Origin of the sequence: Candidatus Pelagibacter sp. FZCC0015 (assembly GCF_007833635.1) — a bacterium.
GTDB lineage: Bacteria > Pseudomonadota > Alphaproteobacteria > Pelagibacterales > Pelagibacteraceae > Pelagibacter.
In genome coordinates this window covers 1,276,490-1,301,946 of sequence record NZ_CP031125.1, presented here as the reverse complement: position 1 = coordinate 1,301,946, position 25,457 = coordinate 1,276,490, and the positions used below count along the sequence as shown (strand labels likewise).

Here is a 25,457-nt window from a genome sequence, read left to right as displayed (position 1 = left end):
ATATGGCAAAGTTAAGCGCTGTTAATAAGAATAAAAAAAGAATTAAGCTTTCAGATAGGCTTTATAAAAAAAGACAAGCATTAAAGAAGATTGTAATGGATAAAAAGATTCCATTAGAAGAAAGATTTAAAGCGCAGCAAAAATTATCTAAATTGCCAAGAAACTCTGCAAAAATAAGAGTTATGAATAGATGTGAGATTACTGGAAGACCTCATGGTGTTTACAGAAAATTAAAGATTTCAAGAATTGCATTAAGACAATTAGGATTACAAGGAAAGATACCTGGCTTAGTTAAATCTAGCTGGTAGAAAGGAAAATTATGAGTTTAAGTGACCCAATAGGAGATATGATTGCAAGAGTGAAGAACGCTCAAGCTAGAAATCATAAAAAAGTAGAATTACCTTCTTCTAATTTTAAAACAAAAATTGCAGATATACTTAAAAACGAAGGTTTTATTAAAGATTTTAAAGTAAGTTCTGAAGAAAAGAAACCAATGCTATCATTAGAACTTAAGTACCATTCAGGTAATCCAGTAATAAGTGCTTTTGAAAGAGTGTCAAAACCTGGAAGAAGAATTTTTTCATCTGCTGATAGCTTGCCTAAAATAAATAATGGTCTAGGAATTGCTATTGTTTCAACTCCAAAAGGAGTAATGACAGACATAGATGCAAGAAAACAAAAAGTTGGTGGCGAAATAATTTGTAAGGTATTTTAATGTCTAAAATAGGAAAAATTAACATATCAATCCCTGAAAAAGTAAAAGTTGCTTTAGCTGGTAATATTATAAATATAGAAGGACCTCTAGGGAAAAAATCAATCAATGTTGATCTAGATATGTTTAATTTAGACATAATTGAGGGTAAAGAAATTTCTATTAAACCAAAAAAAGTAGATCAAAACTCAAAAAGACTTTGGGGAATGAATAGAAGTTTAATCAATAATGCTGTTATTGGATCAAGCACAGGTTATGAAAAAACCTTAGAATTAGTTGGTGTTGGTTATAGAGCAGCGTTAAAAGGAAATCAGTTAAACTTACAATTGGGTTATAGTCATGATATCAATTTTGACATACCAGAGGGCATTAAAATTGCCGTAGAAAAACAAACAACATTAAAAATTACAGGCTCTGACAAGCAGCTAGTTGGTGAAGTTGCTTCTAAAATCAAAACATTAAGAAAAATCGAGCCATATAAAGGAAAAGGTGTTCGAGAAAAAGGACAGTATGTTCTTAAAAAAGAGGGTAAGAAAAAGTAATGAAATTAAACACTAGCATAAGAAAAAGATTTAGAGTTAGCAATAAAGTTAAAAAAGTAGCTCCAAAAGATAGATTTAGATTAAGTATCTCTAGATCATCAAAAAATATTTCAGCTCAAATAATTGATGATACAAAAAAAGTAACCTTGTTATCAGCTTCATCTATAGAAAAAGGCCTTAGATCAGCAGACAAAGTTAATAAAACTGAGCTATCTAAATTGGTTGCTCAAAAATTAGCTAAAAAAGCTCAAGAGAAAAATATTACTAAAATTTACTTTGATAGAGGTTCTTACAAATATCACGGTAGAATTAAAGTTTTTGCAGAAACTTTAAGAGAAAACGGAATGGAATTTTAATTATGGAAAATTTTAAAGATAAAAAAACAGACGATATATTAGAAAAATTAGTTCACATAAATCGAATTACTAAAGTTGTCAAAGGTGGAAGAAGATTTGGATTTTCAGCGCTTGTAGTTGTTGGAAATCAAGCAGGTAAAATTGGTATAGCTCACGCAAAAGCTAAACAAGTTCCTGATGCTATAAAAAAAGCAAATGAGATGGCAAGAAGAAAGCTTACTCATATACCATTAAGAGAAGGCAGAACGATACATCATGATGTTAAGGCAAAAGATGGCTCGGGTAGAATAGTTCTAAGAGCTGCTTCAAAAGGAACAGGTATTATTGCGGGTGGTCCTGTTAGGGCAGTGTGTGAAGTTTTAGGAGTAAAAGATATTGTTGCAAAATCTATGGGAACTTCTAACGCACACAATGTTATTAGAGCTACAATGAAAGCATTAATGAAACAAAGTTCACCAAAACAAATATCAGCAATTAGAAATAAAAAAATTTCTGAAATAATTGAAAAAAGAGGATAATGATTACTTTAAATAATAGAGAAAAAATCAATAAATCTAAAATAAGAGTTGGAAGAGGAATTGGCTCGGGTAAAGGAAAGACATCGGGTAGAGGTGTAAAAGGTCAAAAATCAAGATCTGGTGTAGCTATAAAAAGTTTTGAAGGTGGCCAAATGCCATTATACAGAAGACTTCCAAAAAGAGGTTTTAATCCAATATCAAAAGAGAATGTTGCAATTTTAAATCTAGATAAAATTCAATCTTATATAGACAAGAAAAATATCAATCCAAATGAAGTATTAAACTCTGAATTATTAAAAAAACTTAAACTAATAAATAAAAACTCAAAAAAATTAAAAATTTTAGGATCTGGGGAAGTAAAAGATAAAATTAATATTGAAGCTGATCTGGCCTCTAAATCAGCAATAGAAAAACTAGAAAAAATTGGTGGATCTATTCAATTAAAAAAATAGTTTGTTTATATGAGTGCATCATCATCAACAAATGATTTAAGAAATAGAATTATATTTACTATTTTAATATTAGCCGTTTATAGATTTGGAACATTTGTACCTTTACCTGGTATAGATCCTGAACAACTGAAAATCATGATGGAAGGTAATCAAAAAGGATTGCTTGGCATGTTTAATGTTTTTGCAGGTGGTGCAGTTAGCAGAATGGCAATATTTGCATTAGGTATTATGCCTTACATTTCTTCAGCAATTATAGTTCAACTTTTGACTGGGGTTTCTGACTATTTTAAAAATCTAAAAGCTCAAGGTGAGACAGGCAGAGCTAAAATTACACAAATCACTAGATATGGAACAGTATTACTTGCAACAGTTCAAGGATATGGTTTATCTGTTGGTCTAGAGTCATCGGCTGACTTAGTAATTAACCCAGGACCTTTTTTTAAAATAACTACTGTTACAACAATAGTTGCAGGAACAATATTTTTAATGTGGCTGGGAGAACAAATTACTCAAAGAGGTATAGGTAACGGTATATCGTTAATAATTTTTGCTGGTATTGTAGCAGAAATTCCAAGAGCTTTAGTTACAACTTTTGAATTAGGTAGAACGGGTGCTGTTTCAACATTTATGATCCTAGCTATATTTGTTCTATTAATTGTTACAATTCTTTTTGTAGTTTTTATGGAAAGAGCATTAAGAAAAATTCTTATTAATTATCCAAAAAGACAAATGGGAAACAAAATGTATGGAGGAGAGTCATCACATTTACCTTTAAAAATAAATCAGGCTGGAGTAATTCCTGCAATTTTTGCTTCTGCACTTCTATTACTACCGGTAACATTCTCAAATTTTTCATTTTCTAACAATGAAACATTTTTAAACTTGAGCTCTTATTTTACGCAAGGTCAACCTCTTTATATGTTGCTGTATGCATCAGGAATAATATTTTTTACTTTTTTTTATACGTCTATAACATTCAATCCAACCGAAACTGCTGAGAATCTTAGGAAGTATGGAGGTTTTGTACCAGGAATTAGACCAGGCGAAAGTACAGCGTTGTATATTGAAAATATTTCAACAAAATTAACTACGATTGGTGCTCTATATTTAACTCTAGTTTGTTTGATGCCGGAATTTTTAATTGCAAACTATCCAATACCTTTTTATTTAGGTGGTGCATCTATATTAATTGTTGTTGTTGTAGCTATCGATACTGTAACACAAATACAAACAAGATTAATGAGTTCACAATACGAACAACTGATTAAAAAAACAAAATTTGGTAAGTAAGTGAATATAATTTTATTTGGACCCCCTGGTGCTGGAAAAGGTACTCAGTCTAAATATCTTGTAAACAAATTAAATGCTTTTCAAATTTCAACTGGTGATCTTTTAAGAGAAGAAATCAAAAAAAATTCAGACATTGGTAAAGCTATAACTAATGATATGAAGAATGGAAAATTTATAAGTGATAATATTGTTAATAAACTAATAGAAAATTTAATATCTGATCCTCAAAAAAAAAACAAATTAATCTTTGATGGATATCCTCGATCATTAAGTCAGGCAAAAAATTTAGAAGTGTTATTAAAAAATTCAAATCAAAGCATAGATTTAATTTTATTTCTAAACGTAGATAAAGAAATAATTCTCAAAAGGCTTGAGAAGAGAAAAATTATAGAAAATAGGTCTGATGATGATAGTCATACTATAGTTAAAAGATATGAGAAATACATGGAAACTACCCAACCAGTTCTAAATTTCTATTCTGAGAATCCAAATTTTAAAGAGATTGATGGAAGCTTAGAAATTGAAGAAATAACAAGGAAAATAGACACTTTTATCAATGTATAAGACGTTGACTTTGATTAATCTTCTTATATAAAAGGCACAATTTATCACAAAATTATGGCTCGTATCGCAGGTATAAACATTCCACAGAATAAGCTTGTTCATATAGGTTTAACTTATATTTATGGAATTGGTGATAAATTCTCTCAGCAGATTTGTTCATCTTTAGAAATTCCAAGAGCTAAAAGAGTAAATGAATTAACAGATGAAGAGATTTTAAAAATTAGAGAGTACATCGATCAAAACTTCAAAGTAGAAGGTGATTTAAGGAGAGATTATTCATTAAGTATAAAAAGATTAATTGATCTAGCTTGTTATAGAGGAACAAGACATAGAAAAAAATTACCTGTTAGAGGACAAAGAACTAGATGTAATGCAAGGACAAGAAAAGGAAAAGCAATCGCTATTGCTGGAAAAAAATTAACACCAACTAAAAAATAGTTATGGCTAAAACTGATAAGGTTGAGAATAAAGATCAAAAAGTAGAAAAGTCTACTAAGAAAAGTGTAAAAAGTTCTTATTCAAAAAAAAAGAGAATTAAGAAAAATATTTTAAACGGAATTGCTTATGTGCAATCAACATTTAATAATACTATTATCTCTATTGCTGATACAAATGGAAATGTAATTTCATGGGCATCTGCTGGACAAAAAGGGTTTAAAGGATCAAGAAAGTCCACTCCGTATGCTGCACAGATAGCAGCTGACTCTGCTGCTTCGAAAGCTCTTGAGCATGGAATGAAAACTTTGTCTGTTGAAGTCAAAGGACCTGGATCAGGAAGGGAAACAGCTTTAAGAGCATTGCAAGCTAGAGGATTTAAGATTTTGTCAATCAAAGACACTACGCCTATGCCTCATAATGGAACTAGACCACCAAAGAAAAGGAGAGTTTAATGGAAGTCGAAAATGTTAATGTAAAAAATTGGAAGTCATTAATTAAGCCATCTAAATTAGATGTTCAAATAAGTGATGACTTAACTCATGCAAAAATTGTAGCTGAGCCTTTAGAAAAAGGTTATGGATTAACTTTAGGAAATTCTCTAAGAAGAATTTTATTATCATCAATAAGAGGAGCTGCTGTTACATCAATTCAAATTGACGGAGTTTTACATGAATTCACTTCAATAAAAGGTGTTAGAGAAGATGTGACTGATATAGTTTTAAACGTAAAATCTTTAGCGTTGAAAAGTAATTATGAAGGTACAAAAAAATTAATTTTAGACGCAAAAGGACCTGGAGAAATTAAAGCTTCAGATATAGCTCCAGTTGCAGATGTTGAAATTTTAAATCCTGATTTAGTTATTTGCAATCTAGATGAAAATACTACTTTTCATATGGAGATGAATGTAAATACAGGTAAAGGATATGTTCCTGCAGAGCTAAATAAACCTGAAGAGCCACCATTAGGCCTTATTGCTATTGACTCACTTTATAGTCCAGTGAAAAAAGTTTCATATTCAGTAAGTACTGCTAGAGAAGGTAAAGCACTAGATTATGATAAATTAATAATGGAAGTTGAAACTAATGGATCAATTTCTGCTGAAGATGCTGTAGCTTATTCAGCTAGAATTTTCCAAGATCAACTTAAAATGTTTATTAATTTTGATGAGCCGGTTGAAGCTCCTGTAAAAGAAGTTTCTACTGAACCTGAATTTAATAAAAACTTACTAAGAAAAGTAGATGAGTTAGAGTTATCAGTTAGATCAATGAACTGTCTAAAAAATGATAATATAATTTATATCGGTGATCTAGTTCAAAAATCTGAAGGTGAAATGTTGAGAACACCTAATTTTGGAAGAAAATCATTAAATGAAATCAAAGAAGTTTTAACAGGTATGTCTCTATATTTAGGAATGGAAATTCCTAACTGGCCACCAGACAATATTGCAGAAATGTCTAAGAAATTGGAGGAAGCAATTTAATGAGACATGGTTTGGCAAATAAGAAATTAAATAGAACATCAGAACACAGAAAAGCTTTACTTAAGAATATGCTGAATTCTTTGATTAAATATGAGCAGATTAAAACCACTTTGCCAAAAGCTAAATTTTTAAAACCTCAAGCGGATAAAATAATAACATTAGGAAAAAAAGAAACTTTACAGACAACCAAAATGTTGGTTTCTAAACTACAAGATATTAAATCAGCTAATAAAGTTAAAAAAACACTTTCTAAAAGATATCAGAATAGAAAAGGTGGTTACACAAGAATAATCAAAGCTGGATTTAGATATGGAGACAATGCTCCAATGGCAATAATTGAATTTGTTGACAGAGACGTTGAAGCCAAAAGAGTTGATAAACCAAAAAAAGATACAACTAAAGAATCTCCTAAAACGGAAGAGAAAAAACAAGCTTCAGCTTAAATCTTAAATCATGAAAAAATCTTACATCGTTGATTCGACGTGTAATGATATGCGTTTGGACAGATGGTTAAGATTAAAAATTGGAAAAATTCCACAAGGACTTGTTGAAAAATATTTAAGAACAGGAAAAATAAAACTAAATAGAAAGAAGGTTAAAAGCTCTTTTAAAGTAAAAACAAGAGATGAAATAAATATATTTAACATTGAATTTAAAGAAATAATTCACCAAAAAAAAATTAAGTTTTTACCATCAAAAGAAATTATAAAATCAAATGAAGATCAAATTATTGATAACAATGACAATTTTGTTGTTTTAAATAAAGCATCAGGCATATCTGTACAAGGTGGAACTAAATCAAAAAAAAATCTGGTTGATATTTTTTCTAAAAGTGAAATTTTTGAGGGAACAAAACCATATTCTGTTCATAGATTGGATAAAGATACCTCTGGTGTTTTTATTATGGCCAAAAGTAGAGAGAGCGCTCAATTGCTTACTTCTTTATTTAGACTGAGAAAAGTACACAAAACTTATTTAGCTATATGCCAAGGGGAAATTAATAAAAAGTCTGGTGTTTGGGATGATGATCTAATTAGATACGATGGTGATAAAAAAATAATAGAAAAAGCAAAAACAATTTTTAAAGTTATTGATAAAAATTCTGAAGCAAGTTTATTAGAGTTAAAACCTATTACTGGCAGAAAACATCAGTTAAGAAAACAATTATATGCAATAGGAAATCCTATATTTGGTGATACAAAATATAAATTATCAAATTCTAATAAAGGAATTAATAAAAATTTAATGCTTCATTCATTTCAAATTAAATTTAAAATTAATGACATAAAACATACTTATTCAGCATTGTTACCTGATTATTTTAGAAAACTTTTAAAATCTAAAAGACTTAGATTTTCAAATTTGAAATAAAATTTTTAATTAATATATCACTTAGATCTGAGTAATCCTGATCTAAAATATTTTTTAAATTAGTTACTCCTTTGTCTGAAATTCCACATGGTATAATTTTTTTATAATTGTCTAGATCATTACTTATATTTATTGCAAAACCATGATAGGCAATCCATTTACTAACCCTGATACCTATTGCAGCAATTTTTTTTACTTCATTATTATATTTATACCATATACCGATATTATCTTTATCTGGAAACGTTTCTATTTTATAAAATTTTAAAGTTTGAATTATTGTTTTTTCGATAATTGTTATAAATTTTCTTATATCCTTTTTTTTTCTTAAATCTAAAACAAAATAACAAATTAATTGACCAGGTCCATGGTAAGTAATTTTACCACCTCTATTTGTTTCTAGTATTTTAATGGATTTATCAATAATCTCATTCTCTTTATAGGAAGTCCCTGCAGTAAAAACTTCATTATGCTCCAAAATCCAAATTAATTCTTTCTCATTATTTTCATATAAATCCTTTAATCTCGACTCTAATATATTAATAGCATCAAAATAATTTACTGGTTTTATTGACTTTTTGATCTCTATATTCATTTATAATTTGTATTATCTTTATTATGTATTAATAGTGCAAATCTAAATTATAGGTAGATTTATGTCTTTAACAAAAAAAACTAAAGATAAAAAAGTAAATTTTGAATTTAATAAAGAATATATAAGAGTTGTTACTAGTAAAATAGCTAACAACGACGCTCAATTTATTACCAATTCATTTAACGATATGCACCCTGCTGACGCTGCGGATATTATTGAGCACCTTAGTGAAGGGGATAGAGAAAGTTTAATTAAATTAAATAATTTCAATATTGATCCAGAAGTTTTTGTTGAATTAAATGAATCTATTCAGTCGGAAATTATTACGTATTTATCTTCAGAGTCTATAGTGAGTATTCTAAAAGGTTTAGAGTCAGATGATGCTATATCTATATTAGAAAATGTTCCTGAAGAGGATAAAAATGCAATCCTTAGCTCTTTACCCCCTAAAGATAGATTTGCACTATTAGAAAGCTTGAGCTATCCAGAAGACACTGCTGCTAGACTTATGCAGCGTGAATTTACAGCTATACCAAGTAATTGGTCTGTAGGTCAAACAATTGACTATTTAAGAGAAAACAAAGATTTACCTGAGGAGTTTTTAGAAATTTTTATTGTTAATGAGGATTTTAAACCAATAGGTACTGTTCCTTCATCTAGAGTTTTAACAACACCTCGAGATACTAAAATGGCAACAATTATGTCAGAATCTCAATTATTAATTCCTGTTGAAATGGATAAAGAGGAAGTTGCTAACTTATTTGAAAATTACAATTTAAATTCAGCTGCCGTTGTAGACAAAAATAATAAATTAGTTGGTATGATTATGAACGATGACGTTTTAACAGTCTTGAAAGAAGAAGCAGAGGAAGATGCTTTAAGATTAGCAGGGGTAGGTGATGAAGAAATTACTGATGGAGTTGTAAAAAAGACAAAAAGAAGATTCAATTGGCTTTTGCTTAATTTATTTACTGCCTTTCTAGCCACATGGTGCATTAGTTTGTTTGGAGCAACAATCGAACAAATGGTAGTATTAGCTTTCTTGATGCCTATTGTAGCTTCAATGGGAGGAAATGCTGGAATGCAAACACTCGCAGTTACAGTAAGAACTATAGCCACAAATGATTTAACTCAAAATAATTTCTCATCTAATGTATTTAAAGAATTTTCTATTGGTATTTTAAATGGAATTATATTTGCAGTAATAAGCGCTTTAATTGTTCAGATATGGTTTCAAGACAGCATCCTTTCACTGATTATAGCAATATCAATGGTACTAACAATGATCATAGCTGGATTATTTGGCATACTAGTTCCTTTTACCCTAAAAAAAATGAATATAGATCCAGCGATTGCTTCAAGTGTTTTTGTGACAACAATTACAGATGTAATTGGTTTTGTTTCTTTCTTGGGAGTTGGAGCTTACTTTTTATAAAATTACAGGTTATCAATTAATCTTACATTGTTTAAATAATAAGCAATAAATAATCTTGAATTTTTTTTTGTACTTGAAATTTTTAAATTATTTATTTTCCTCAACTCTAAATAATCAATTTTTATTTTATAATTATTTTTTAATTCTTTTTTTTGAAGATTTAAAAAGCTCCAAATTTTTTTCTTTTTTTTAATATTTTTTTTAATACTTACTAATTTTTTATAAATTTTTGCAGCAATGACTAAACTAGACTTATTTAAAAGAAAGTTTCTTGATGAAAGTGCTACATTATTTTTATCGCGAATTGTTTTGCAAGGAATGACCTTGGTTTTATATAATTTTTCTAAATGTTTTTTTACCAAAAATAATTGTTGAAAATCTTTTTCTCCCATAAATATTTTCTTGGGTTTTATAATTTTAGTTAGTCTATTCATTACATCTAAAACACCTTCAAAATGACCTTTTCTAAACTTTGCACACAAAATTTCGTCTTTTTTAAGTAATGTAATTTGTGATTTTTTTTTATCATCGTATATGTCTTTAAATTTAGGAACATAAACAAAATCAACCTTTTTGCTTTTTTTAAGAATTTTTAAATCCTTCTTGATATTTCTTGGATAGGATCTTAAATCTTTTTTGTTATTAAACTGCTTTGGATTAACAAAAATACTTACAATTGTTTTTTTACAAAGTTTATTTGATTTATCTATTAGTGACAAATGACCTTTGTGTATTCCACCCATAGTAGGAACAAAGCCAAGGTCATTAAATGGCCTTAATGATTCAAATAATGACGTATTGTTTAATAAAATTTTCATTTGTATTAAAATATTTAATAAGTAAAACATTTAAATGATTAAACAAGCAATTATTCCTTTGGCTGGTTTAGGCACTAGGCTACTGCCTTTAACTAGTGTATTTGCTAAAGAGCTTCTACCTATAAACGGTAAGCCTGGAATTGAGTATATTCTTGATGAATGTATTGATGCCGGAATTAAAGAAATAGTTTTTATAATATCTACCAAGAAACAAATGATTAAAAAATACTTTTACAGTGATAAATTTTATCAAAATATTATTGAAAAAAAGAAAGATAAAAGAATAATTGATGAGTATAAAAAAATACTAAAATATAAAAAAAAAATAAAATTTGTATATCAAAATATTCCTAAAGGCACTGGTGATGCCGTCCTTAAAACACAAAAATTTATTAAAAATAAATATTTTTTGATGCTATTACCTGATGACCTAATAATTAAAAAAAATTGCTCAAAAGCCATGATTAGAGCTCATAAGAAATATAAAGCCTCTGTTATGGCTTCTATGAAAGTAAATAAAAAAACCGTCTCTAGATGGGGCATATATAAATTAAATAAAAAATTAAATAAAACAGATTATTTGATTGATGGTGTTGTAGAAAAACCATCTGTTAAAAATGCACCGTCAAATAATGCTGTTATAGGTAGATATATACTTCCACGTAAAATTTTTAAGAAACTTAAATCATTAAAACCAAGTAAAGGAAATGAAATCCATATAACCGATGCAATTCAAGAGTTAATAAATGACAAAGAGAAATTTGTAGCACATAATTTTGAAGGTAAATATCTTGATTGTGGAACAATGAAAGGTTACATCAACTCTTCAAAAATAATAGGTAAATTATGAAATTATGCATGATTGGTACTGGCTATGTTGGTTTAGTAAGCGGTGTTTGTTTTGCTGACCTAGGTAATGATGTTATATGTGTAGATAAAGATAATAACAAAATTAATAATTTAAAAAAAGGCATTCTACCTATTTATGAGCCTGGTTTAGAAGAATTAGTTTTAAAAAATTATAAAAATAAAAGACTAAATTTTTCAACAAACTTGAAAGAATCTATAAAGAAATCCGATATTGTTTTTGTATGTGTGGGAACTCCTACTAGAAGAAATAGTAATAGTGCAGATCTTAGCCAGGTTTATTCTGTAGCAAAAGAAATTTCTAAATCTATAAATAAATTCAAAATTATAATCAATAAATCTACAGTTCCTGTAACAACAGGAGATGAAGTAGAGAAGATTATTGCCAAAAAGGTAAGTAGAAAGTATTTCTCTGTTGTTTCAAATCCTGAATTTTTAAGAGAAGGAGAGGCAATACGTGATTTTATTTATCCTGATAGAGTTGTTATTGGTTCTAATGATGAAAAATCTAAAAAAATATTAAAAAACCTATATTCACCTTTAATATCCAAAGGTGCGAAGTTTGTATCTACCAATAGACGTGCTGCAGAATTAATTAAATATGCATCGAATGCTTTTCTAGCAACTAAAATTACATTTATTAATGAAATAGCAAATTTATGTGAAAAAACCGGGATTGATGTTGAGGATATTTCCATAGGTATAGGTCTTGATAAAAGAATTGGAAGTAGATTTTTAAGAGCAGGACCAGCTTATGGTGGATCATGTTTTCCAAAAGATACTAAAGCAATTGTTTCTACGGCAGATAAATTTAAAACTAATTTATCAGTAATAAAAAGTGTAATTAAATCCAATGAAATTAGGTCAGATATATTGCAAAAAAGAGTTAATTCAATATTAAAAAATAAAGTTAAAAATAAAAAAATATCTTTTTTGGGAGTAACATTTAAAGCTAACACAGATGATATGAGAGATTCTTCAAGCTTAAAATTAATTCCTTATTTATCAAGAAAAGGTGCTCAAATTAAATACTATGATCCAACTGGCTTTAAAAAAGAATTTAGTAAGTTAAAAAATGTTAAATTCTCAAAATCTATACAAGATTCTGTTAAAGGGTCAGATTTAATTATAATTCATACAGAATGGAATGATTTTAAATCAATAAATTTTAAAAAATTTTCTAAAAATAAAAATCTGATTATTTACGATATGAGAAATATTTTTTCTCCTGATAAGATTAAGAAAATGGGTTTTAAATATTTTGGAATTGGAAGATAATATTAATTTAATTCAAAAATTGCATCAACCTCAACTGATACACCTAAGGGCAAACTATTAGTGCTTACAGCAGCCCTTGTATGCATACCAGCTTCACCAAAGATTAAAGCAATTAGATCAGATGCTCCATTTATAACTTTTGGCTGATCAGTAAACTCGTCAGTAGAATTAACAAATCCAGTTAATTTAATACATGATTTTATTTTATTTAAATCTCCATCACATGCACTTTTAGCTTGTGATACTATACTTAAAGCACATCTTTCAGCAGCCTTATACCCATCCTCGGTAGATAATTCTTTGCCTAACTTACCTTTAATTAATTCTCCATTTTCTGAAATTGAAATTTGACCAGAAATGTATAAGAGTTTCCCTGTTATTTTCGTTGCTACGTATGAACCAACTGGAGCTTTTGGCTCTGGAAGTTTTATATTATTTTTAATTAGACTCTCTTCAAAATTCATTTTTCTTTAATATTATTAGTATCAAGACCTAAACCTGATGTTTTCTTTTTAACTTTTCCACCTAAGCATTTTAAATACTCTTTAGATAATTTTTTATATGAAGAACAATTTTCATTTGCTAGAGAATAATTATTTATAAAAAAAGATAGGATTATTAGGAAGAATATTTTTTTCATTTAGCTTTTCTTTTTTTTTGCTTCTTATTCTTATCGTATTCTCTTCTTTTCTCAATAAGAATTAGAGCCTCTTCCATTGTGATTTCAGTTGGGTCTTTTTCCTCAGGTATTGTTGCATTTAAAGATTTGTATTTTATATAAGGTCCGTATTGTCCTTTCATTATTCTCACGGGCTTCTTATCTTCAGGGTGTTCACCCAAGTCTTTAATAATTGATGATGACATTCTTCCTGGTTTTGCTTCAGCTATAAGTGTAATAGCTCTGTTTAATCCTATAGAAAAAATTTCATCGACATTTTCTATTCTTGCCGATTTATTCTCGCATTTCAAATAAGGACCAAATCTCCCTGTATTTAAGGTGATTTCTTTTTGATTCTCTGGATTAACACCCAGTGATTTAGGAAGTGAGCATAAAAATTTAGCTTTTTCTAAATCTATACTTTCTAATTCAATTCCTTTTGGAATTGACACATTTTTTAATAGTTCGTTTACCTCAGGTTTCTTTTTCTTAGTTTTTTTTCTTTTTTTTGGTTTTTCTTCTTCAATATTCTCTTCAAAAACTTTCTCATACTGAAGGTACGGACCAAATCTTCCATTTTTTAAAAAAATATCATTTCCATTTTCATGTTTTCCAAGAAATTTTGGTTCAGCAAGTTGTGATTGAGCAGCCGCTTTAGTTTTTGATAGTGGTCTTGTAAATTTACATTCTGGATAGTTTGAACATCCAATAAACGCACCTCCTCTAAAACTGTTTTTTAAACTAAGGGAACCTGTGTCACATAACTGACATTTTCTAACTATCTTTCCTTCTTTATCAGTGTCAAATATCAATGCTCCCAAACTTTCATTTAAGAGATCTAAAACCTCTCTAGTTCTTTTTTCTTTTACCTCTGAAACATTACTATTAAAATCTTTCCAAAACATTTCTAGAACTTTTAACCAACTTTCTTTTCCAGAAGTTATTTCATCTAGTTGATCCTCTAATCCAGCTGTAAAGTTATAATCAACGTATTTTGAAAAAAGTTTTTCCAAAAATGCAGAAATTAATTTACCTCTGTCAGTTGGGAAAAATCTTTTATTAACTATTTCTGCATAACCTCTATTTGCGATTGTTGAAATTATACTTGCGTAAGTTGAAGGTCTTCCAATGCCTAGCTCTTCCAATTTTTTAACCAAGCTCGCCTCTGAGTAACGTGGAGGAGGTTGTGTGAAATGCTGTTCATCAATAAGGGCTTCTATATTAATTGGTCCTTTTGACATCTCTGGCAAAATTTGCTCATCATCATCTTTGCTTTGATTTGAATAAACTTTTAAAAATCCATCAAATTTCAAAACCGATCCGCTTGATTTACATATCGTTTTACCATCTTCAGACTCAATTGTTATTGTATTTCTATCAAATTTTGCTGTCTCCATTTGAGACGATAGAGCTTTAGACCAAATTAAAGAATATAATTTTTGCTGGTCAGAACTTAAATACTTTTTAACAGAATCTGGATTTCTATTAATATCTGTCGGTCTTATTGCTTCATGGGCTTCTTGAGCATTTTTTGCTTTTTTTCCAGAGTAATTATTTGGATTATCTGGCAAGTATTCATTTCCATATTCATTTTTAATAAAATTTCTAAAATCAGAAACAGCATCAGCTGATAAATTAGTTCCATCTGTTCTCATATAAGTAATTAACCCAACTGTATCTCCCTCAATTTCTATTCCTTGATAAAGTTTTTGTGCTATTTGCATTGTTCTTGATGCACCAAAACCCAATCTACTAGAAGCAACTTGCTGAAGTGTTGAAGTAGTAAATGGTCCCGATGGATTTCTGCTAACAACTTTTGAGGAAATATCAGTTATGTTAAATTTTTTGTTCTTAATATTATCAATTGCCTTTTCAATTTCTTCTTTTTTTTTAAATGAAAATTTTTCAATTTTTTCTCCATCAAGTTGAGAAATACTTGCTGTAATATTGCTTTTGTTTTTATCCTGAAAATTAATACTTAAAGTCCAAAATTCTTCTGGCTTGAATAATTCAATTTCATGCTCTCTTTCAGTGATCAATTTCAGCGCTACGGATTGAACTCTACCGGCAGATTTTGAACCAGGTAGTTTAGTCCAAAGTATTGGTGATATATTAAATCCCACCAAATAATCTAATGCTCTTCTAGCCATGTATGCATCGACTAGTAAGGGCTCTATCTGTCTTGGATTTTCAATGCCATGTGTAACTGCCTTTTTCGTTATTTCATTAAATACCACACGTTCAATTTCTTTGTCTTTTAAAAGTTTTTTTTCATCTAAATATTCTTTTACATGCCAAGCTATAGCTTCACCCTCACGATCTGGGTCAGTAGCAAGAATTATTTTTGAAGATTCTTTCGCTGCATCAGTAATTTCTTTTAAATATTTTTTTGAAAAGCTATCAACCTCCCATTCCATTTTAAAATTTTGATCAGGATCAACTGACCCATTTTTTGAAGGAAGATCTCTAATATGACCATAGCTTGCTAAAACGGTATAGTTATCACCTAAATATTTATTAATTGTTTTCGCTTTAGCAGGGCTTTCAACTATGACTAGATTCATAAAATAACAAACTACTCAAAAGAGTTTGATAGTCAAATTAATAAATTTTTGTCTTAGTTTCTTCTTTATTTTTCAGGCGTTTAATATTTTCTCTGTGGGTAAAAAATATTAAAATAAACATTATTACGTAAAAAAGTACATTTTCAGAACCTTCAAAAATTAAAATATAAGCAGGTATAGAAAGTGATCCTATCAAGGAAGCTAAAGATGAATATTTAGAAATAAAAAAAATTATTAACCAACAAATACCAAATACTAAACCAAAAATAATATTTAAAGAAAAAAGTATCCCAACATATGTGGCTACACCTTTGCCACCTTTAAATTTTAACCATACTGGAAAAACATGACCTATAAAAGCACATAAAGCTGATATATATACTGCATCAGGGAAATTAATTTTTGTGTATAAAACAGGTATTACTGCTTTTAACACATCAAGTATTAGTGTTGAATAACCAATTAATTTATTGCCAGTTCTTAAAGCATTTGTTGCGCCAATATTACCAGAACCAATTTCTCTAATATCTTTTTTTAAAAATATTTTAGTTAAAATTAATCCAAAAGGAATTGATCCCATTAGGTATGAGATTATACCTATTATAAAAAGTTCCATTTTTATATTTTAAATAATTCTATACCTTTTACAAATGTATTGGTTACTTTTCCTTGAAGTTTTTTATCTTCAATTGAAGTATTTTTAGATTTAGAGATTAAATTTTCTTTTTTTACAATCCATGGTTTATTGATATCTACTATACAAAAATCCGCATCATTACCAATAGACAGGTTTCCTTTATTTATATTTAATATTTTTGCTGGGTTAGAGGTTAAAGCTTGAATTATAGTTTCAAGTTTTACAGATCCATTGTGAAATAATTCTAAACTTAAGGATAACAATGTTTCAATACCAGATGCACCAGTTGCAGCTTGTGCAAAAGTTAATCTTTTAGATTCTTCATCTTCAGGTTTATGGTCAGAAACAATTACATCAATAGTTTTATCTTTTAATCCTTGAACTAAAGCTTCTCGATCTTCTTCTCTTCTCAGTGGAGGTGATAATTTTAAAAATGTTCTAAAATCTCCAATATCATTTTCATTTAATGAAAGATTATTTATTGATACACCGCAAGTAAATTTAACATTTTGTTTACGTTCCTTAATTATATCTACAGATTTTCCTGCTGATAGTTGAGATATATGATATCGACATTTAGTTTTTTCTAGGAGAGTAAGATCTCTTTCAATTATAATTCTTTCAGCAATATCTGGTATGCTTGATAAGCCTAGTTTTGTTGCAATAATACCAGAATTAATCATTCCATTTTTAGCTAAATCGTAATCTTCAGCATGTTGCATTATTAGACATTCCAAATCTTTAGCTGAATTCATAATTCTAGACATAAGTCTAGTATTTTGAATTGTTTTTACTCCGTCAGTAAAAGCAACAATTCCTTTTTTAGCTAGTAACCCAAATTCAGTCATATTAGTACCATCAGTGTTTTGAGTTAATGAAGCGCAAGGAAAGATATTTATTTTAGACTTATCACGTCCTCTTCTTTTTAAAAAATCTACAATAGATACATTATCTATAATTGGATCTGTATTAGGCATGGTTACGACGGAAGTTACTCCTCCAGATAATGCTGCATTACTTAAAGTCCTAAAATTTTCTTTATATTCATATCCTGGCTCGCCTACAAAAACTCTCATATCCACTATACCAGGAAATATATATTTACCTTTTAAGTCAGTAGGTTTTTCTCTAGTTGGTAAATTGTTTGTATTTACCTTTTTTCCTATTGCTTCTATCTTTCCGTCTTCTCCAATTATTAATCCACCATTTTCGTTTATGGAATTATGAGGATCAATTATGTTTGCATTTATAAAGTATTGTTTTTTCATTTATTCACAAAATATTTTTAAACATGCCATTCTTACAGCAACACCTAATTCAACTTGTTCTTTAATTACACTCTTGTTTATGTCATCAGCTAATCTTGTATCAATTTCAATTCCTCTATTCATTGGACCAGGATGCATAATTAAAGCATCTGACTTTGCATGATCAAGTTTATCTGGTGTTAATCCATAATATTCATAGTATTCTCTATTCGATGAAAGATATGAACTGGTCATCCTTTCATTTTGTAATCGAAGCATCATTACAATATCACAATCTTTGAGTCCCTTTTTCATATCAGTAAAAGTGTTAACACCAAACTTTTCAATTTCTTTTGGCATAAGATTGGATGGTGCAACTATATTAACTTCTGCTCCCAACATTGTAAGAAGATAAATATTTGATCTAGCTACTCTTGAATGAAGTATGTCTCCACATATAGCTATTTTTAATCCCTGAATTTTTTTTTTTCGATTTCTAATTGTTAATGCATCTAATAACGCTTGAGTAGGATGCTCACGTCTACCATCACCAGCGTTTAGAACGACACAATTAACTTTTTGAGATAACAGATTACAAGCACCTGAGTCTTGATGTCTGATCACAATTATATCAGGATGCATTGCATTTAAGGTCATGGCCGTATCAATTAAAGTTTCACCTTTTTTAATGGCTGAGTTACCCATATTCATTGACATGACGTCTGCACCAAGTCTTTTTCCAGCAAGTTCAAATGAGCTTTGTGTTCTAGTTGATGGCTCAAAGAATAAGTTTATTTGAGTTTTGCCTCTTAACACATCAATTTTTTTATTTTTACTCTGGTTTAATTTGATGAAAGCTTCTGACTCATCCAGGATATAATTAATATCATTAACTGATAAATCTTGGATACCTAACAGATGTTTTTGTGAAATTTTAATAGCTTTATTGGTTTTAATTGCCATTAAAATTAACTCTATAGCTATAAAGCCCCTAAATGGCAAGGATTAATTGTTTAAATAATCTATAGCTCCTTGAAGAATAAATGCAGCTGCATTTTGATCTATGTTTTTTTCACGCTTAGAAACATTAACATCAAGCTGACTGGATAGATTAAATGCCCCAACAGTTGAAAGTCTTTCATCCCATAAGCAAACATCTACATCAACATTTTTTTCTATATTTTTAGATACATCACTTACTGATTGAGCAGAAGGACCTAATGAACCATCCATGTTAATTGGATATCCAATGATAATTCCTTTAATATTGTTTTCCTCTATTATTTTTTTTAATTCGTTTATTAGATCATCATTATTGGTTTTATTGATCGTTTTAAAAGGTGTGGCTATTGACTGTTTTTCATCGCAAATTGATACACCGATTCTTTTTGAACCAAGATCTAAACCAATCAATCTAGAGGTTTCAGACTGTTTTTTTTTGAATTCTTCAATAGTGATCATATTGTATATTTTAAACTTAAGTGATAGTTTGCGACATATTTAAATACCATATGAGCATCGATCTTAAAACAATAAAGCACATATCTAAACTATCAAGAATTTCTGTAGATGAGAAAAAAGCAGAGAAACTTGCAGGAGATTTAAATTCAATTTTTGATTTTATTGAAAAACTTAACGAATTAAAAACTGACAATGTTGAACCATTAACTTCTGTTGCTGAAACAACTCTAAAACTAAGATCAGATGAAGTAAAAAGTAAAAACTTAAGAGATCAAGTAATAAAAAATTCTCCGAAGGAAAATGAAGATTATTTTGTAGTACCAAAGGTAATTGAATAATGTCAGATGTAATTAAACAATCATTATCTGAGTTAGTAGAAAATATAAAAAGTAAAAAACTTTCCTCAAGTGAAGTTACTAAAGCATTTGTTGAAAGATCAGAAAAATCAAAAGAATTAAATGCATATATAACCGAAGATTATGCAAATGCTTTAAATAAAGCAAAAAAGTTTGATGAAAAACCTAATCTCGATCTGAAATTGCCTGGCATTCCAATGGCTGTAAAAGATTTATTTTGTACAAGAGATTTAAGAACTACCGCAGGAAGTAAGATTTTAAATAACTTTGTTCCAACATATGAGTCAACAGTCACACAAAACATTTGGAATGAAGGAGCTATCCTAATGGGTAAATTAAATTGTGATGAATTTGCAATGGGTTCATCTAATGAAACTAGTTTTTTTGGTAATGTACAAAACCCAATTGATAAAAATTTAGTTCCAGGAGGATCTTCTGGTGGATCGTCTTCTGCTGTAGCAGCTCAATTAACACCAATAACTATTGGAACAGATACAGGTGGATCTATAAGACAGCCCGCTTCATTTACTGGAACTGTCGGACTAAAACCTACTTATGGTAGTTGCTCTAGATACGGAATTGTAGCATTTGCATCATCCCTCGATCAAGCTGGTCCAATGGCACAAAATGTTAAAGATTGTGCATTGTTACAGGAAGTAATTAGCACTTATGATGAAAAAGATTCTACTTCAATAGATTTTAAAAGAAACGAGTACAGCAAAGAATTAACAAAAGATATTAAAGGTAAAAAAATAGGAATACCCAAAGAATATAGAGTAGATGGTATGCCTAAAGAAATAGAAGACCTATGGAAAAAAGGTATTGAATACGCAAAAGATTGTGGTGCTGAGATTATCGATATATCTTTACCTCATACTAATTATGCACTACCAACTTATTACATAGTAGCACCAGCAGAGGCCTCATCTAATTTGGCTAGATACGACGGTGTTAAATATGGTTTTAGAGCTGAAGGAGAAAATCTTATTGATATGTATGAAAAAACTAGATCTGAAGGATTTGGTGCTGAGGTTCAAAGAAGAATAATGATTGGAACTTATGTTTTATCTTCAGGATATTATGATGCTTATTATCTTAAAGCACAAAAGGTAAGAAAACTTATTAAAAATGATTTTGATGATGCTTATAAAAAAGTTGATGCAATTCTAACCCCATCCACTCCAAGTTCTGCGTTTAAAATTGGTGAAAAAACAAATGATCCGGTTTCAATGTATTTAAATGATATTTTTACTGTTCCTGTAAATTTAGCAGGTTTACCTGGAATTTCTATACCAGCAGGCCATGATGCTAAAGGATATCCATTAGGATTACAAATAATTGGTAAAGCTTTTGATGAACAAAATATTTTAAACATTGCATATGCTATGGAAGAAAAAATTAATTTTAAAAACAATATTACTGATTGGTGGATTAAGTGAGTAAAAACAAATCTGAATATCTAATTAATAGACATGATAATCAATATGAAGTTGTCATTGGTTTAGAAGTTCATGCACAAGTCACATCGGAGTCAAAATTATTCTCAACATCAGCGACTAAATTTGGAGCTGAGCCAAATACTCAAGTAAGTTTAGTTGATGCAGCATTTCCAGGAATGTTGCCAGTAATAAACGAGTATTGCGTAAAACAAGCTATTAAAACAGGGATTGGTTTAAAAGCTAAAATCAACAAGAGATCTGTCTTTGATAGAAAAAATTATTTTTATGCTGACTTACCTCAGGGGTATCAAATCTCACAATTCAAAGATCCAATTGTAGGTGAAGGTAAAGTAATTCTTGATATGCCAGATGGTCAAAAAGAAGTAGGTATAGAAAGATTACACTTGGAGCAAGATGCGGGCAAAAGCATTCATGATCTAGATCCGAAAAATACTTTTGTAGATTTAAATAGATCAGGTGTGGCTTTAATGGAAATTGTAAGTAAACCCGACCTAAGATCCCCAGATGAAGTAAATGCATATATTAAAAAATTAAGATCTATAATGAGATATTTAGGAACTTGTGATGGAAACATGCAGGAAGGATCTTTGAGAGCCGATGTAAATGTATCTGTTAGAAAAAAAGGTTCAAAAGAGTTTGGAACTAGATGTGAGATTAAAAATGTTAATTCAATAAAGTTCATGCAAATGGCAATTGAATACGAGGCTAACAGGCAAGTTGATTTAATCGAGGATGGTCAAACGATTGATCAAGAAACAAGACTTTTTGATACTAAAAAGAATGAAACTAGATCAATGAGATCAAAAGAGGATGCTCATGATTATAGATATTTTCCAGATCCAGACTTATTGCCATTAGAAGTTTCAGATGATTTTATTGAAAACTTAAAATCAGAAATTCCAGAGCTACCAGATGAAAAGAAAAAAAGGTTTATAGAAAAATTTAAACTATCACCTTACGAAGCAAACATTTTAGTATCTGATATTGAAACATCAAATTACTTTGAAAATGTAATTAAGAAATCGGATGTAAAACTTGCAACAAATTGGATAATTGGAGAATTATTTGCAGCCTTAAATGAAAAAAATTTAGAAATAACTGAAAGCCCTATAAGCGCCGGTAACTTGTCAAAATTAATTAATTTAATTAAAGATGGAACAATTTCTGGAAAAATTGCAAAAACAGTTTTCGAACAAATGATGGAAGGTGACAAAGATCCTAAAAAAATTGTTGAAGAAAAAGGTTTAAAACAAGAAAGCGATCCAAAAGCACTCGAGGCGCTGATAGACAAGGTTATTGATGATAACAGGGATAAAGCTACTGAATATAAATCAGGTAAAGTTAAATTATTTGGTTTCTTTGTGGGTCAAGTTATGAAAGTTTCTGGTGGAAAAGCAAATCCTCAATTAGTTAATGAGATTTTAAAGAAAAAACTTTAGAATTTATGGGTTCAGACCTAAATATAACTAAAGAACTCCAAGAGTATATTTTAAGTCATGGATATAATTTACATCCAGTCCAAAAAGAAATAATTGATTACAACACTTCTCTTGGCGATATCAAAAGAATGCAAATATCAATTTCACAAAGTCAATTTCTGCATTTAATTATAAAAATTTCAAATATCAAAAAGGTTTTAGAGATAGGTACATTTACAGGATTAAGTACGTTATCTATGGCTTTGGCACTATCAGATGATGGCAAAATAATTGCTTTAGATAAAAATGAAGAAACTAATAAAGTTGCAATAGATTTTTTTAAAAAAGCTAATCAAGATCATAAAATAAAAACATTAATTAAACCTGCTTTAGAAAGTTTAGATGAAATTAAAAATGAAAAGTTTGATTTAGTTTTTATTGATGCTGATAAAATGAATTATATTGAATACTATGAACGTTCTTTACAATTATTGAACAAAAATGGTCTAATAATCATTGATAATGTTTTATGGTATGGAGAAGTTGTGAATGAAAACAATAATGATAAATTTACTAAAAATATTAAAGAGTTTAATAGTCATATCTCAAAGGATACAAGGGTTGAAAAGTTATTAATTCCTCTTGGTGATGGTATGACTGTTTGTAGAAAATTATAATGTTTGAAGTAGTTGGTTTTTATAAATTTGTCAAAATTTCTTATCTAAAGAAAAATCAAAAAGTTTTATTAGAAACTTTAAAAAAGAAAAACATTAGAGGTACGATAATTATCTCTAAAGAAGGGGTAAATGGAACTATCTCTGGTAAAGCTGCAGACATTAAATTCACAGTTAACAATTTAAAAAGAGTTTTTAAATTTAAAGAATTTAACAGCAGCAATAAGTCTAAAAGCTTATTCCAACCATTTCATAAACCTAAAGTGAAAATCAAAAACGAGGTTGTTCCTATGAATTTAATTTTAAATAAAAGAATAAAGAAAAAAGATAGCCATGTAGATCCAATCAAATGGAATAAGCTGATTAAAGAAAAGGATACTATTCTTATAGATGCAAGAAAACCTTTCGAGTACGATGTTGGAACATTTAAGGGAGCAATCAATCCTGATGTTGATAACTTTAGAGATTTTCCAAAATATCTAAAAAAATTAAAAAAAAATCAACCTATAGCTATGTTTTGTACTGGTGGAATTCGTTGTGAAAAGGCATCTGTATATTTGGAGAATAAAGGGTTTAATAACATTTATCAGTTAAATGGTGGAATTTTAAATTATCTTAAAAAAACAAATAAGAAAAAAAGTTTATGGAAAGGTGAATGCTTTGTTTTTGATAACAGGATTAGTTTAAAACACGGTCTTAAAGTTGGTTCTTATTCAATGTGTAGCGGTTGTAGGAAGCCTGTATCTCGTAAGGATAAAAAATCAAAAAAATATGAAGAGGGTGTTTCATGTCCAAATTGTCACGACAATCTAACAGATCATCAAAAATCAAGATTTAGGATGAGACAAAAACAAATTAATCTTGCTAAAGAAGCAGGAAAAAGACATATCTTCCAAAAAGAGTATTAACAAATCTTAAATTAATGAATTTATTAAAAGATGAAGTTTCGTTGTTAGTAAGAAAACTTGCTGTACCAGCAAGTGTAGGAACCTTATTCCAAACACTTTATACAATCGTAGATACTTTTTATGCAGGAAAAATATCGCCAGAAGCCTTATCTGCTTTGAGCAAGTCTTTTCCGATATATTTTTTGATTATTGCGACATCCATTGGAGTCACCGTAGCAGGAACATCATTGATTGGCAGTAGTATCGGAGAAAAAAACGAAAAAAATGTTTTAAGTTATTTTGGAAATGTAATCATTTATTCGATTATAATTTCGATAGTTGTATCTATTTTAGGATTTACTTTTGGTGAAAAGATATTTTTATTAATGAATTCCTCTCAAGAAGTAACAATTCTTGGACTCGAATATATAAATGTAATTTTTTTAGGTACGATATTATTTATTTTAGTAGTAGCATTAAATTCATTCTTACATGCAGAAGGAGATACTAAAACTTACAGAAATGTACTTATATTTTCTTTTTTCTTAAATATTATTTTAAATCCAATTTTTATTTTTGGTTTTTTATTTATACCACCATTAGGAATAACTGGTATTGGGATTGCAACTTTAATTGCACAATTTGTATCTTTGTTGATTGTTCTGATAAAAATATTAAATAATCAAAGAATTAACCAAATAACTTTAGATCATTTCAAAGCTAAATTTTTTTTCTTAAAAAATATTTTTTTTCAATCAATGCCAATTACAATTGCAATATTAGGGTATTCTATTGCTGCAACAATTGTTTTTACATATGTTGGGTTATTTGGTGAATATGCTGTAGCAGGGTATGGATCTGCTACAAGAATTGAGCAGGTAGTTTTGTTACCAATATTAGGAATTAATACAGCAATAATTTCTATAATAGCCCAAAATATTGGAGCAAAATATTACGATAGAGTAGAGCAATCATATTTTACATCAATAAAATATGGTCTATTTATAATGTTAATCGCTGGTGTAGTTATTTTTATAAGTGCTGACATTGTTCCTAAATTCTTTTCTTCAAACCCAGATGTAATTATGCATGGCTCGATGTACCTTAAGATTTCTGCATTTATTTTACCTGCTTATCCAATATTTTTCTTATCAAATGGATTTTTTATGGCATTAAAAAAATCTGAAAAAGCCATGGTTAATAATATTGCCAGAAACGTTATAGTACCAGTTTTATCCTTTTACATTGCAAAGTATTTAAATGCAGATTTTAAAACTTTTTTTTACATTTGGGCTATCTTTCAATGGTTGATATCATTGATACTACTAATTTATGTTAAATATTATATTAAACATAAATTAGCTAGTATTTAAAATTAT

At 28.9% G+C, this 25,457-nt stretch carries 31 protein-coding genes; 22 read left to right on the top strand and 9 right to left on the bottom strand.

What is annotated here, in order from left to right:
• Positions 1-2 precede the first annotated feature (2 nt).
• From rpsN to DT059_RS06855, 13 genes are read left to right on the top strand one after another with little or no spacing between them, the layout of a single operon-like run.
• Positions 3-308: a 30S ribosomal protein S14 gene (rpsN, locus tag DT059_RS06915; RefSeq protein ID WP_145597906.1), complete on the top strand. Its 306-nt coding sequence runs from the start codon at positions 3-5 to the stop codon at positions 306-308.
• An 11-nt stretch (positions 309-319) separates the two neighbouring features.
• Positions 320-715, top strand: coding sequence for a 30S ribosomal protein S8 (gene rpsH / locus DT059_RS06910; RefSeq protein WP_145597901.1), 396 nt, complete (start codon positions 320-322; stop codon positions 713-715).
• Entirely contained in the window at positions 715-1,254 is a 540-nt protein-coding gene (gene rplF / locus DT059_RS06905; RefSeq protein WP_075503619.1) for a 50S ribosomal protein L6, read from the top strand. Before rpsH ends, rplF begins: the two co-directional genes overlap by 1 nt.
• Positions 1,254-1,610 (top strand): 50S ribosomal protein L18, encoded by a 357-nt coding sequence (gene rplR, locus DT059_RS06900; protein WP_145597898.1) that lies wholly within the window; start codon positions 1,254-1,256, stop codon positions 1,608-1,610. Before rplF ends, rplR begins: the two co-directional genes overlap by 1 nt.
• Positions 1,611-1,612: 2 nt before the next feature.
• Positions 1,613-2,128 carry a 30S ribosomal protein S5 gene (rpsE, locus tag DT059_RS06895; protein ID WP_145597896.1) on the top strand — a complete coding sequence of 172 codons (516 nt, stop codon included), beginning with the start codon at positions 1,613-1,615 and terminating at the stop codon, positions 2,126-2,128.
• Positions 2,128-2,580: a 50S ribosomal protein L15 gene (gene rplO, locus DT059_RS06890; protein WP_145597894.1), complete on the top strand. Its 453-nt coding sequence runs from the start codon at positions 2,128-2,130 to the stop codon at positions 2,578-2,580. The genes rpsE and rplO overlap by 1 nt, the downstream gene beginning before the upstream one ends.
• Positions 2,581-2,589: 9 nt before the next feature.
• Complete coding sequence (secY, locus tag DT059_RS06885) at positions 2,590-3,870, top strand: preprotein translocase subunit SecY (RefSeq protein ID WP_145597891.1); 1,281 nt, start codon at positions 2,590-2,592, stop codon at positions 3,868-3,870.
• A complete protein-coding gene (locus DT059_RS06880; protein WP_145597889.1) occupies positions 3,871-4,434 on the top strand; it encodes an adenylate kinase in 564 nt (187 codons plus the stop codon). It begins immediately after the preceding gene.
• A 54-nt stretch (positions 4,435-4,488) separates the two neighbouring features.
• Entirely contained in the window at positions 4,489-4,872 is a 384-nt protein-coding gene (rpsM, locus tag DT059_RS06875; RefSeq protein ID WP_023853721.1) for a 30S ribosomal protein S13, read from the top strand.
• A 2-nt stretch (positions 4,873-4,874) separates the two neighbouring features.
• A complete protein-coding gene (gene rpsK, locus DT059_RS06870) occupies positions 4,875-5,324 on the top strand; it encodes a 30S ribosomal protein S11 (RefSeq protein WP_145597887.1) in 450 nt (149 codons plus the stop codon).
• The gene (locus DT059_RS06865; RefSeq protein WP_145597885.1) at positions 5,324-6,352 is read left to right on the top strand and encodes a DNA-directed RNA polymerase subunit alpha; all 1,029 of its coding nucleotides are present in this window, start codon (positions 5,324-5,326) and stop codon (positions 6,350-6,352) included. The genes rpsK and DT059_RS06865 overlap by 1 nt, the downstream gene beginning before the upstream one ends.
• Entirely contained in the window at positions 6,352-6,795 is a 444-nt protein-coding gene (gene rplQ / locus DT059_RS06860; RefSeq protein ID WP_145597883.1) for a 50S ribosomal protein L17, read from the top strand. Before DT059_RS06865 ends, rplQ begins: the two co-directional genes overlap by 1 nt.
• 10 nt (positions 6,796-6,805) lie before the next feature.
• Positions 6,806-7,723, top strand: coding sequence for an RluA family pseudouridine synthase (locus tag DT059_RS06855; protein ID WP_145597881.1), 918 nt, complete (start codon positions 6,806-6,808; stop codon positions 7,721-7,723).
• On the opposite strand, the gene lipB is transcribed toward DT059_RS06855, so the two are convergent.
• Complete coding sequence (gene lipB / locus DT059_RS06850; protein WP_145597880.1) at positions 7,701-8,318, bottom strand: lipoyl(octanoyl) transferase LipB; 618 nt, start codon at positions 8,316-8,318, stop codon at positions 7,701-7,703. The two genes, DT059_RS06855 and lipB, sit on opposite strands and share 23 nt — an antisense overlap.
• A gap of 61 nt (positions 8,319-8,379) precedes the next feature.
• Between lipB and mgtE the strand changes: the two genes are divergently transcribed.
• A complete protein-coding gene (gene mgtE, locus DT059_RS06845; RefSeq protein WP_145597878.1) occupies positions 8,380-9,753 on the top strand; it encodes a magnesium transporter in 1,374 nt (457 codons plus the stop codon).
• 2 nt (positions 9,754-9,755) lie between these two features.
• On the opposite strand, the gene panC is transcribed toward mgtE, so the two are convergent.
• Positions 9,756-10,601: a pantoate--beta-alanine ligase gene (panC, locus tag DT059_RS06840; protein WP_145597876.1), complete on the bottom strand. Its 846-nt coding sequence runs from the start codon at positions 10,599-10,601 to the stop codon at positions 9,756-9,758.
• A gap of 4 nt (positions 10,602-10,605) precedes the next feature.
• Between panC and DT059_RS06835 the strand changes: the two genes are divergently transcribed.
• Entirely contained in the window at positions 10,606-11,421 is an 816-nt protein-coding gene (locus DT059_RS06835) for a sugar phosphate nucleotidyltransferase (protein WP_145597874.1), read from the top strand.
• The gene (locus tag DT059_RS06830; protein WP_145597872.1) at positions 11,418-12,716 is read left to right on the top strand and encodes a UDP-glucose dehydrogenase family protein; all 1,299 of its coding nucleotides are present in this window, start codon (positions 11,418-11,420) and stop codon (positions 12,714-12,716) included. Before DT059_RS06835 ends, DT059_RS06830 begins: the two co-directional genes overlap by 4 nt.
• Positions 12,717-12,718: 2 nt before the next feature.
• Here DT059_RS06830 and DT059_RS06825 read toward each other — a convergent pair whose 3' ends face one another.
• The 7 genes from DT059_RS06825 to ruvX are packed head-to-tail and all read right to left on the bottom strand — an operon-like array spanning position 12,719 to position 19,283.
• A complete protein-coding gene (locus DT059_RS06825; RefSeq protein ID WP_145597862.1) occupies positions 12,719-13,180 on the bottom strand; it encodes a RidA family protein in 462 nt (153 codons plus the stop codon).
• A complete protein-coding gene (locus tag DT059_RS06820) occupies positions 13,177-13,356 on the bottom strand; it encodes a hypothetical protein (RefSeq protein ID WP_145597860.1) in 180 nt (59 codons plus the stop codon). The genes DT059_RS06825 and DT059_RS06820 overlap by 4 nt, the downstream gene beginning before the upstream one ends.
• Complete coding sequence (topA, locus tag DT059_RS06815; protein ID WP_145597858.1) at positions 13,353-15,938, bottom strand: type I DNA topoisomerase; 2,586 nt, start codon at positions 15,936-15,938, stop codon at positions 13,353-13,355. Before topA ends, DT059_RS06820 begins: the two co-directional genes overlap by 4 nt.
• A gap of 37 nt (positions 15,939-15,975) precedes the next feature.
• Positions 15,976-16,554, bottom strand: a complete 579-nt coding sequence (plsY, locus tag DT059_RS06810) for a glycerol-3-phosphate 1-O-acyltransferase PlsY (protein WP_145597856.1) — start codon at positions 16,552-16,554, stop codon at positions 15,976-15,978.
• 2 nt (positions 16,555-16,556) lie between these two features.
• A complete protein-coding gene (pyrC, locus tag DT059_RS06805; protein WP_145597854.1) occupies positions 16,557-17,843 on the bottom strand; it encodes a dihydroorotase in 1,287 nt (428 codons plus the stop codon).
• Entirely contained in the window at positions 17,844-18,785 is a 942-nt protein-coding gene (locus tag DT059_RS06800) for an aspartate carbamoyltransferase catalytic subunit (protein WP_145597853.1), read from the bottom strand.
• A gap of 42 nt (positions 18,786-18,827) precedes the next feature.
• Positions 18,828-19,283: a Holliday junction resolvase RuvX gene (ruvX, locus tag DT059_RS06795; protein ID WP_145597851.1), complete on the bottom strand. Its 456-nt coding sequence runs from the start codon at positions 19,281-19,283 to the stop codon at positions 18,828-18,830.
• Positions 19,284-19,333: 50 nt separating this feature from the next.
• Between ruvX and gatC the strand changes: the two genes are divergently transcribed.
• The 6 genes from gatC to DT059_RS06765 are packed head-to-tail and all read left to right on the top strand — an operon-like array spanning position 19,334 to position 25,451.
• On the top strand, positions 19,334-19,621 hold the full coding sequence (gene gatC / locus DT059_RS06790; RefSeq protein WP_075485199.1) for an Asp-tRNA(Asn)/Glu-tRNA(Gln) amidotransferase subunit GatC: 288 nt from the start codon (positions 19,334-19,336) through the stop codon (positions 19,619-19,621).
• On the top strand, positions 19,621-21,078 hold the full coding sequence (gene gatA / locus DT059_RS06785; RefSeq protein WP_145597849.1) for an Asp-tRNA(Asn)/Glu-tRNA(Gln) amidotransferase subunit GatA: 1,458 nt from the start codon (positions 19,621-19,623) through the stop codon (positions 21,076-21,078). Before gatC ends, gatA begins: the two co-directional genes overlap by 1 nt.
• Positions 21,075-22,538: an Asp-tRNA(Asn)/Glu-tRNA(Gln) amidotransferase subunit GatB gene (gatB, locus tag DT059_RS06780; protein ID WP_145597846.1), complete on the top strand. Its 1,464-nt coding sequence runs from the start codon at positions 21,075-21,077 to the stop codon at positions 22,536-22,538. The genes gatA and gatB overlap by 4 nt, the downstream gene beginning before the upstream one ends.
• Before the next feature lie 5 nt (positions 22,539-22,543).
• Positions 22,544-23,194 (top strand): O-methyltransferase, encoded by a 651-nt coding sequence (locus tag DT059_RS06775; RefSeq protein WP_145597844.1) that lies wholly within the window; start codon positions 22,544-22,546, stop codon positions 23,192-23,194.
• Entirely contained in the window at positions 23,194-24,099 is a 906-nt protein-coding gene (gene trhO, locus DT059_RS06770; protein WP_145597843.1) for an oxygen-dependent tRNA uridine(34) hydroxylase TrhO, read from the top strand. Before DT059_RS06775 ends, trhO begins: the two co-directional genes overlap by 1 nt.
• 14 nt (positions 24,100-24,113) lie before the next feature.
• Positions 24,114-25,451, top strand: coding sequence for an MATE family efflux transporter (locus tag DT059_RS06765; RefSeq protein ID WP_145597841.1), 1,338 nt, complete (start codon positions 24,114-24,116; stop codon positions 25,449-25,451).
• The last annotated feature ends 6 nt before the right edge of the window (positions 25,452-25,457 follow it).

Coding starts and splice junctions, on each gene's coding strand:
- gatC (WP_075485199.1), top strand. CDS start 19,334: ATGAGCATCGATCTTAAAACAATAAAGCACATATCTAAACTATCAAGA.
- topA (WP_145597858.1), bottom strand. CDS start 15,938: ATGAATCTAGTCATAGTTGAAAGCCCTGCTAAAGCGAAAACAATTAAT.
- rpsH (WP_145597901.1), top strand. CDS start 320: ATGAGTTTAAGTGACCCAATAGGAGATATGATTGCAAGAGTGAAGAAC.
- rplO (WP_145597894.1), top strand. CDS start 2,128: ATGATTACTTTAAATAATAGAGAAAAAATCAATAAATCTAAAATAAGA.
- plsY (WP_145597856.1), bottom strand. CDS start 16,554: ATGGAACTTTTTATAATAGGTATAATCTCATACCTAATGGGATCAATT.
- rpsM (WP_023853721.1), top strand. CDS start 4,489: ATGGCTCGTATCGCAGGTATAAACATTCCACAGAATAAGCTTGTTCAT.
- rplQ (WP_145597883.1), top strand. CDS start 6,352: ATGAGACATGGTTTGGCAAATAAGAAATTAAATAGAACATCAGAACAC.
- DT059_RS06800 (WP_145597853.1), bottom strand. CDS start 18,785: ATGGCAATTAAAACCAATAAAGCTATTAAAATTTCACAAAAACATCTG.
- trhO (WP_145597843.1), top strand. CDS start 23,194: ATGTTTGAAGTAGTTGGTTTTTATAAATTTGTCAAAATTTCTTATCTA.
- DT059_RS06825 (WP_145597862.1), bottom strand. CDS start 13,180: ATGAATTTTGAAGAGAGTCTAATTAAAAATAATATAAAACTTCCAGAG.
- DT059_RS06830 (WP_145597872.1), top strand. CDS start 11,418: ATGAAATTATGCATGATTGGTACTGGCTATGTTGGTTTAGTAAGCGGT.
- rpsN (WP_145597906.1), top strand. CDS start 3: ATGGCAAAGTTAAGCGCTGTTAATAAGAATAAAAAAAGAATTAAGCTT.
- mgtE (WP_145597878.1), top strand. CDS start 8,380: ATGTCTTTAACAAAAAAAACTAAAGATAAAAAAGTAAATTTTGAATTT.
- rplF (WP_075503619.1), top strand. CDS start 715: ATGTCTAAAATAGGAAAAATTAACATATCAATCCCTGAAAAAGTAAAA.
- pyrC (WP_145597854.1), bottom strand. CDS start 17,843: ATGAAAAAACAATACTTTATAAATGCAAACATAATTGATCCTCATAAT.
- rpsE (WP_145597896.1), top strand. CDS start 1,613: ATGGAAAATTTTAAAGATAAAAAAACAGACGATATATTAGAAAAATTA.
- rplR (WP_145597898.1), top strand. CDS start 1,254: ATGAAATTAAACACTAGCATAAGAAAAAGATTTAGAGTTAGCAATAAA.
- gatA (WP_145597849.1), top strand. CDS start 19,621: ATGTCAGATGTAATTAAACAATCATTATCTGAGTTAGTAGAAAATATA.
- panC (WP_145597876.1), bottom strand. CDS start 10,601: ATGTTTTACTTATTAAATATTTTAATACAAATGAAAATTTTATTAAAC.
- rpsK (WP_145597887.1), top strand. CDS start 4,875: ATGGCTAAAACTGATAAGGTTGAGAATAAAGATCAAAAAGTAGAAAAG.
- DT059_RS06865 (WP_145597885.1), top strand. CDS start 5,324: ATGGAAGTCGAAAATGTTAATGTAAAAAATTGGAAGTCATTAATTAAG.
- DT059_RS06835 (WP_145597874.1), top strand. CDS start 10,606: ATGATTAAACAAGCAATTATTCCTTTGGCTGGTTTAGGCACTAGGCTA.
- lipB (WP_145597880.1), bottom strand. CDS start 8,318: ATGAATATAGAGATCAAAAAGTCAATAAAACCAGTAAATTATTTTGAT.
- ruvX (WP_145597851.1), bottom strand. CDS start 19,283: ATGATCACTATTGAAGAATTCAAAAAAAAACAGTCTGAAACCTCTAGA.
- DT059_RS06775 (WP_145597844.1), top strand. CDS start 22,544: ATGGGTTCAGACCTAAATATAACTAAAGAACTCCAAGAGTATATTTTA.
- DT059_RS06765 (WP_145597841.1), top strand. CDS start 24,114: ATGAATTTATTAAAAGATGAAGTTTCGTTGTTAGTAAGAAAACTTGCT.
- secY (WP_145597891.1), top strand. CDS start 2,590: ATGAGTGCATCATCATCAACAAATGATTTAAGAAATAGAATTATATTT.
- DT059_RS06820 (WP_145597860.1), bottom strand. CDS start 13,356: ATGAAAAAAATATTCTTCCTAATAATCCTATCTTTTTTTATAAATAAT.
- DT059_RS06855 (WP_145597881.1), top strand. CDS start 6,806: ATGAAAAAATCTTACATCGTTGATTCGACGTGTAATGATATGCGTTTG.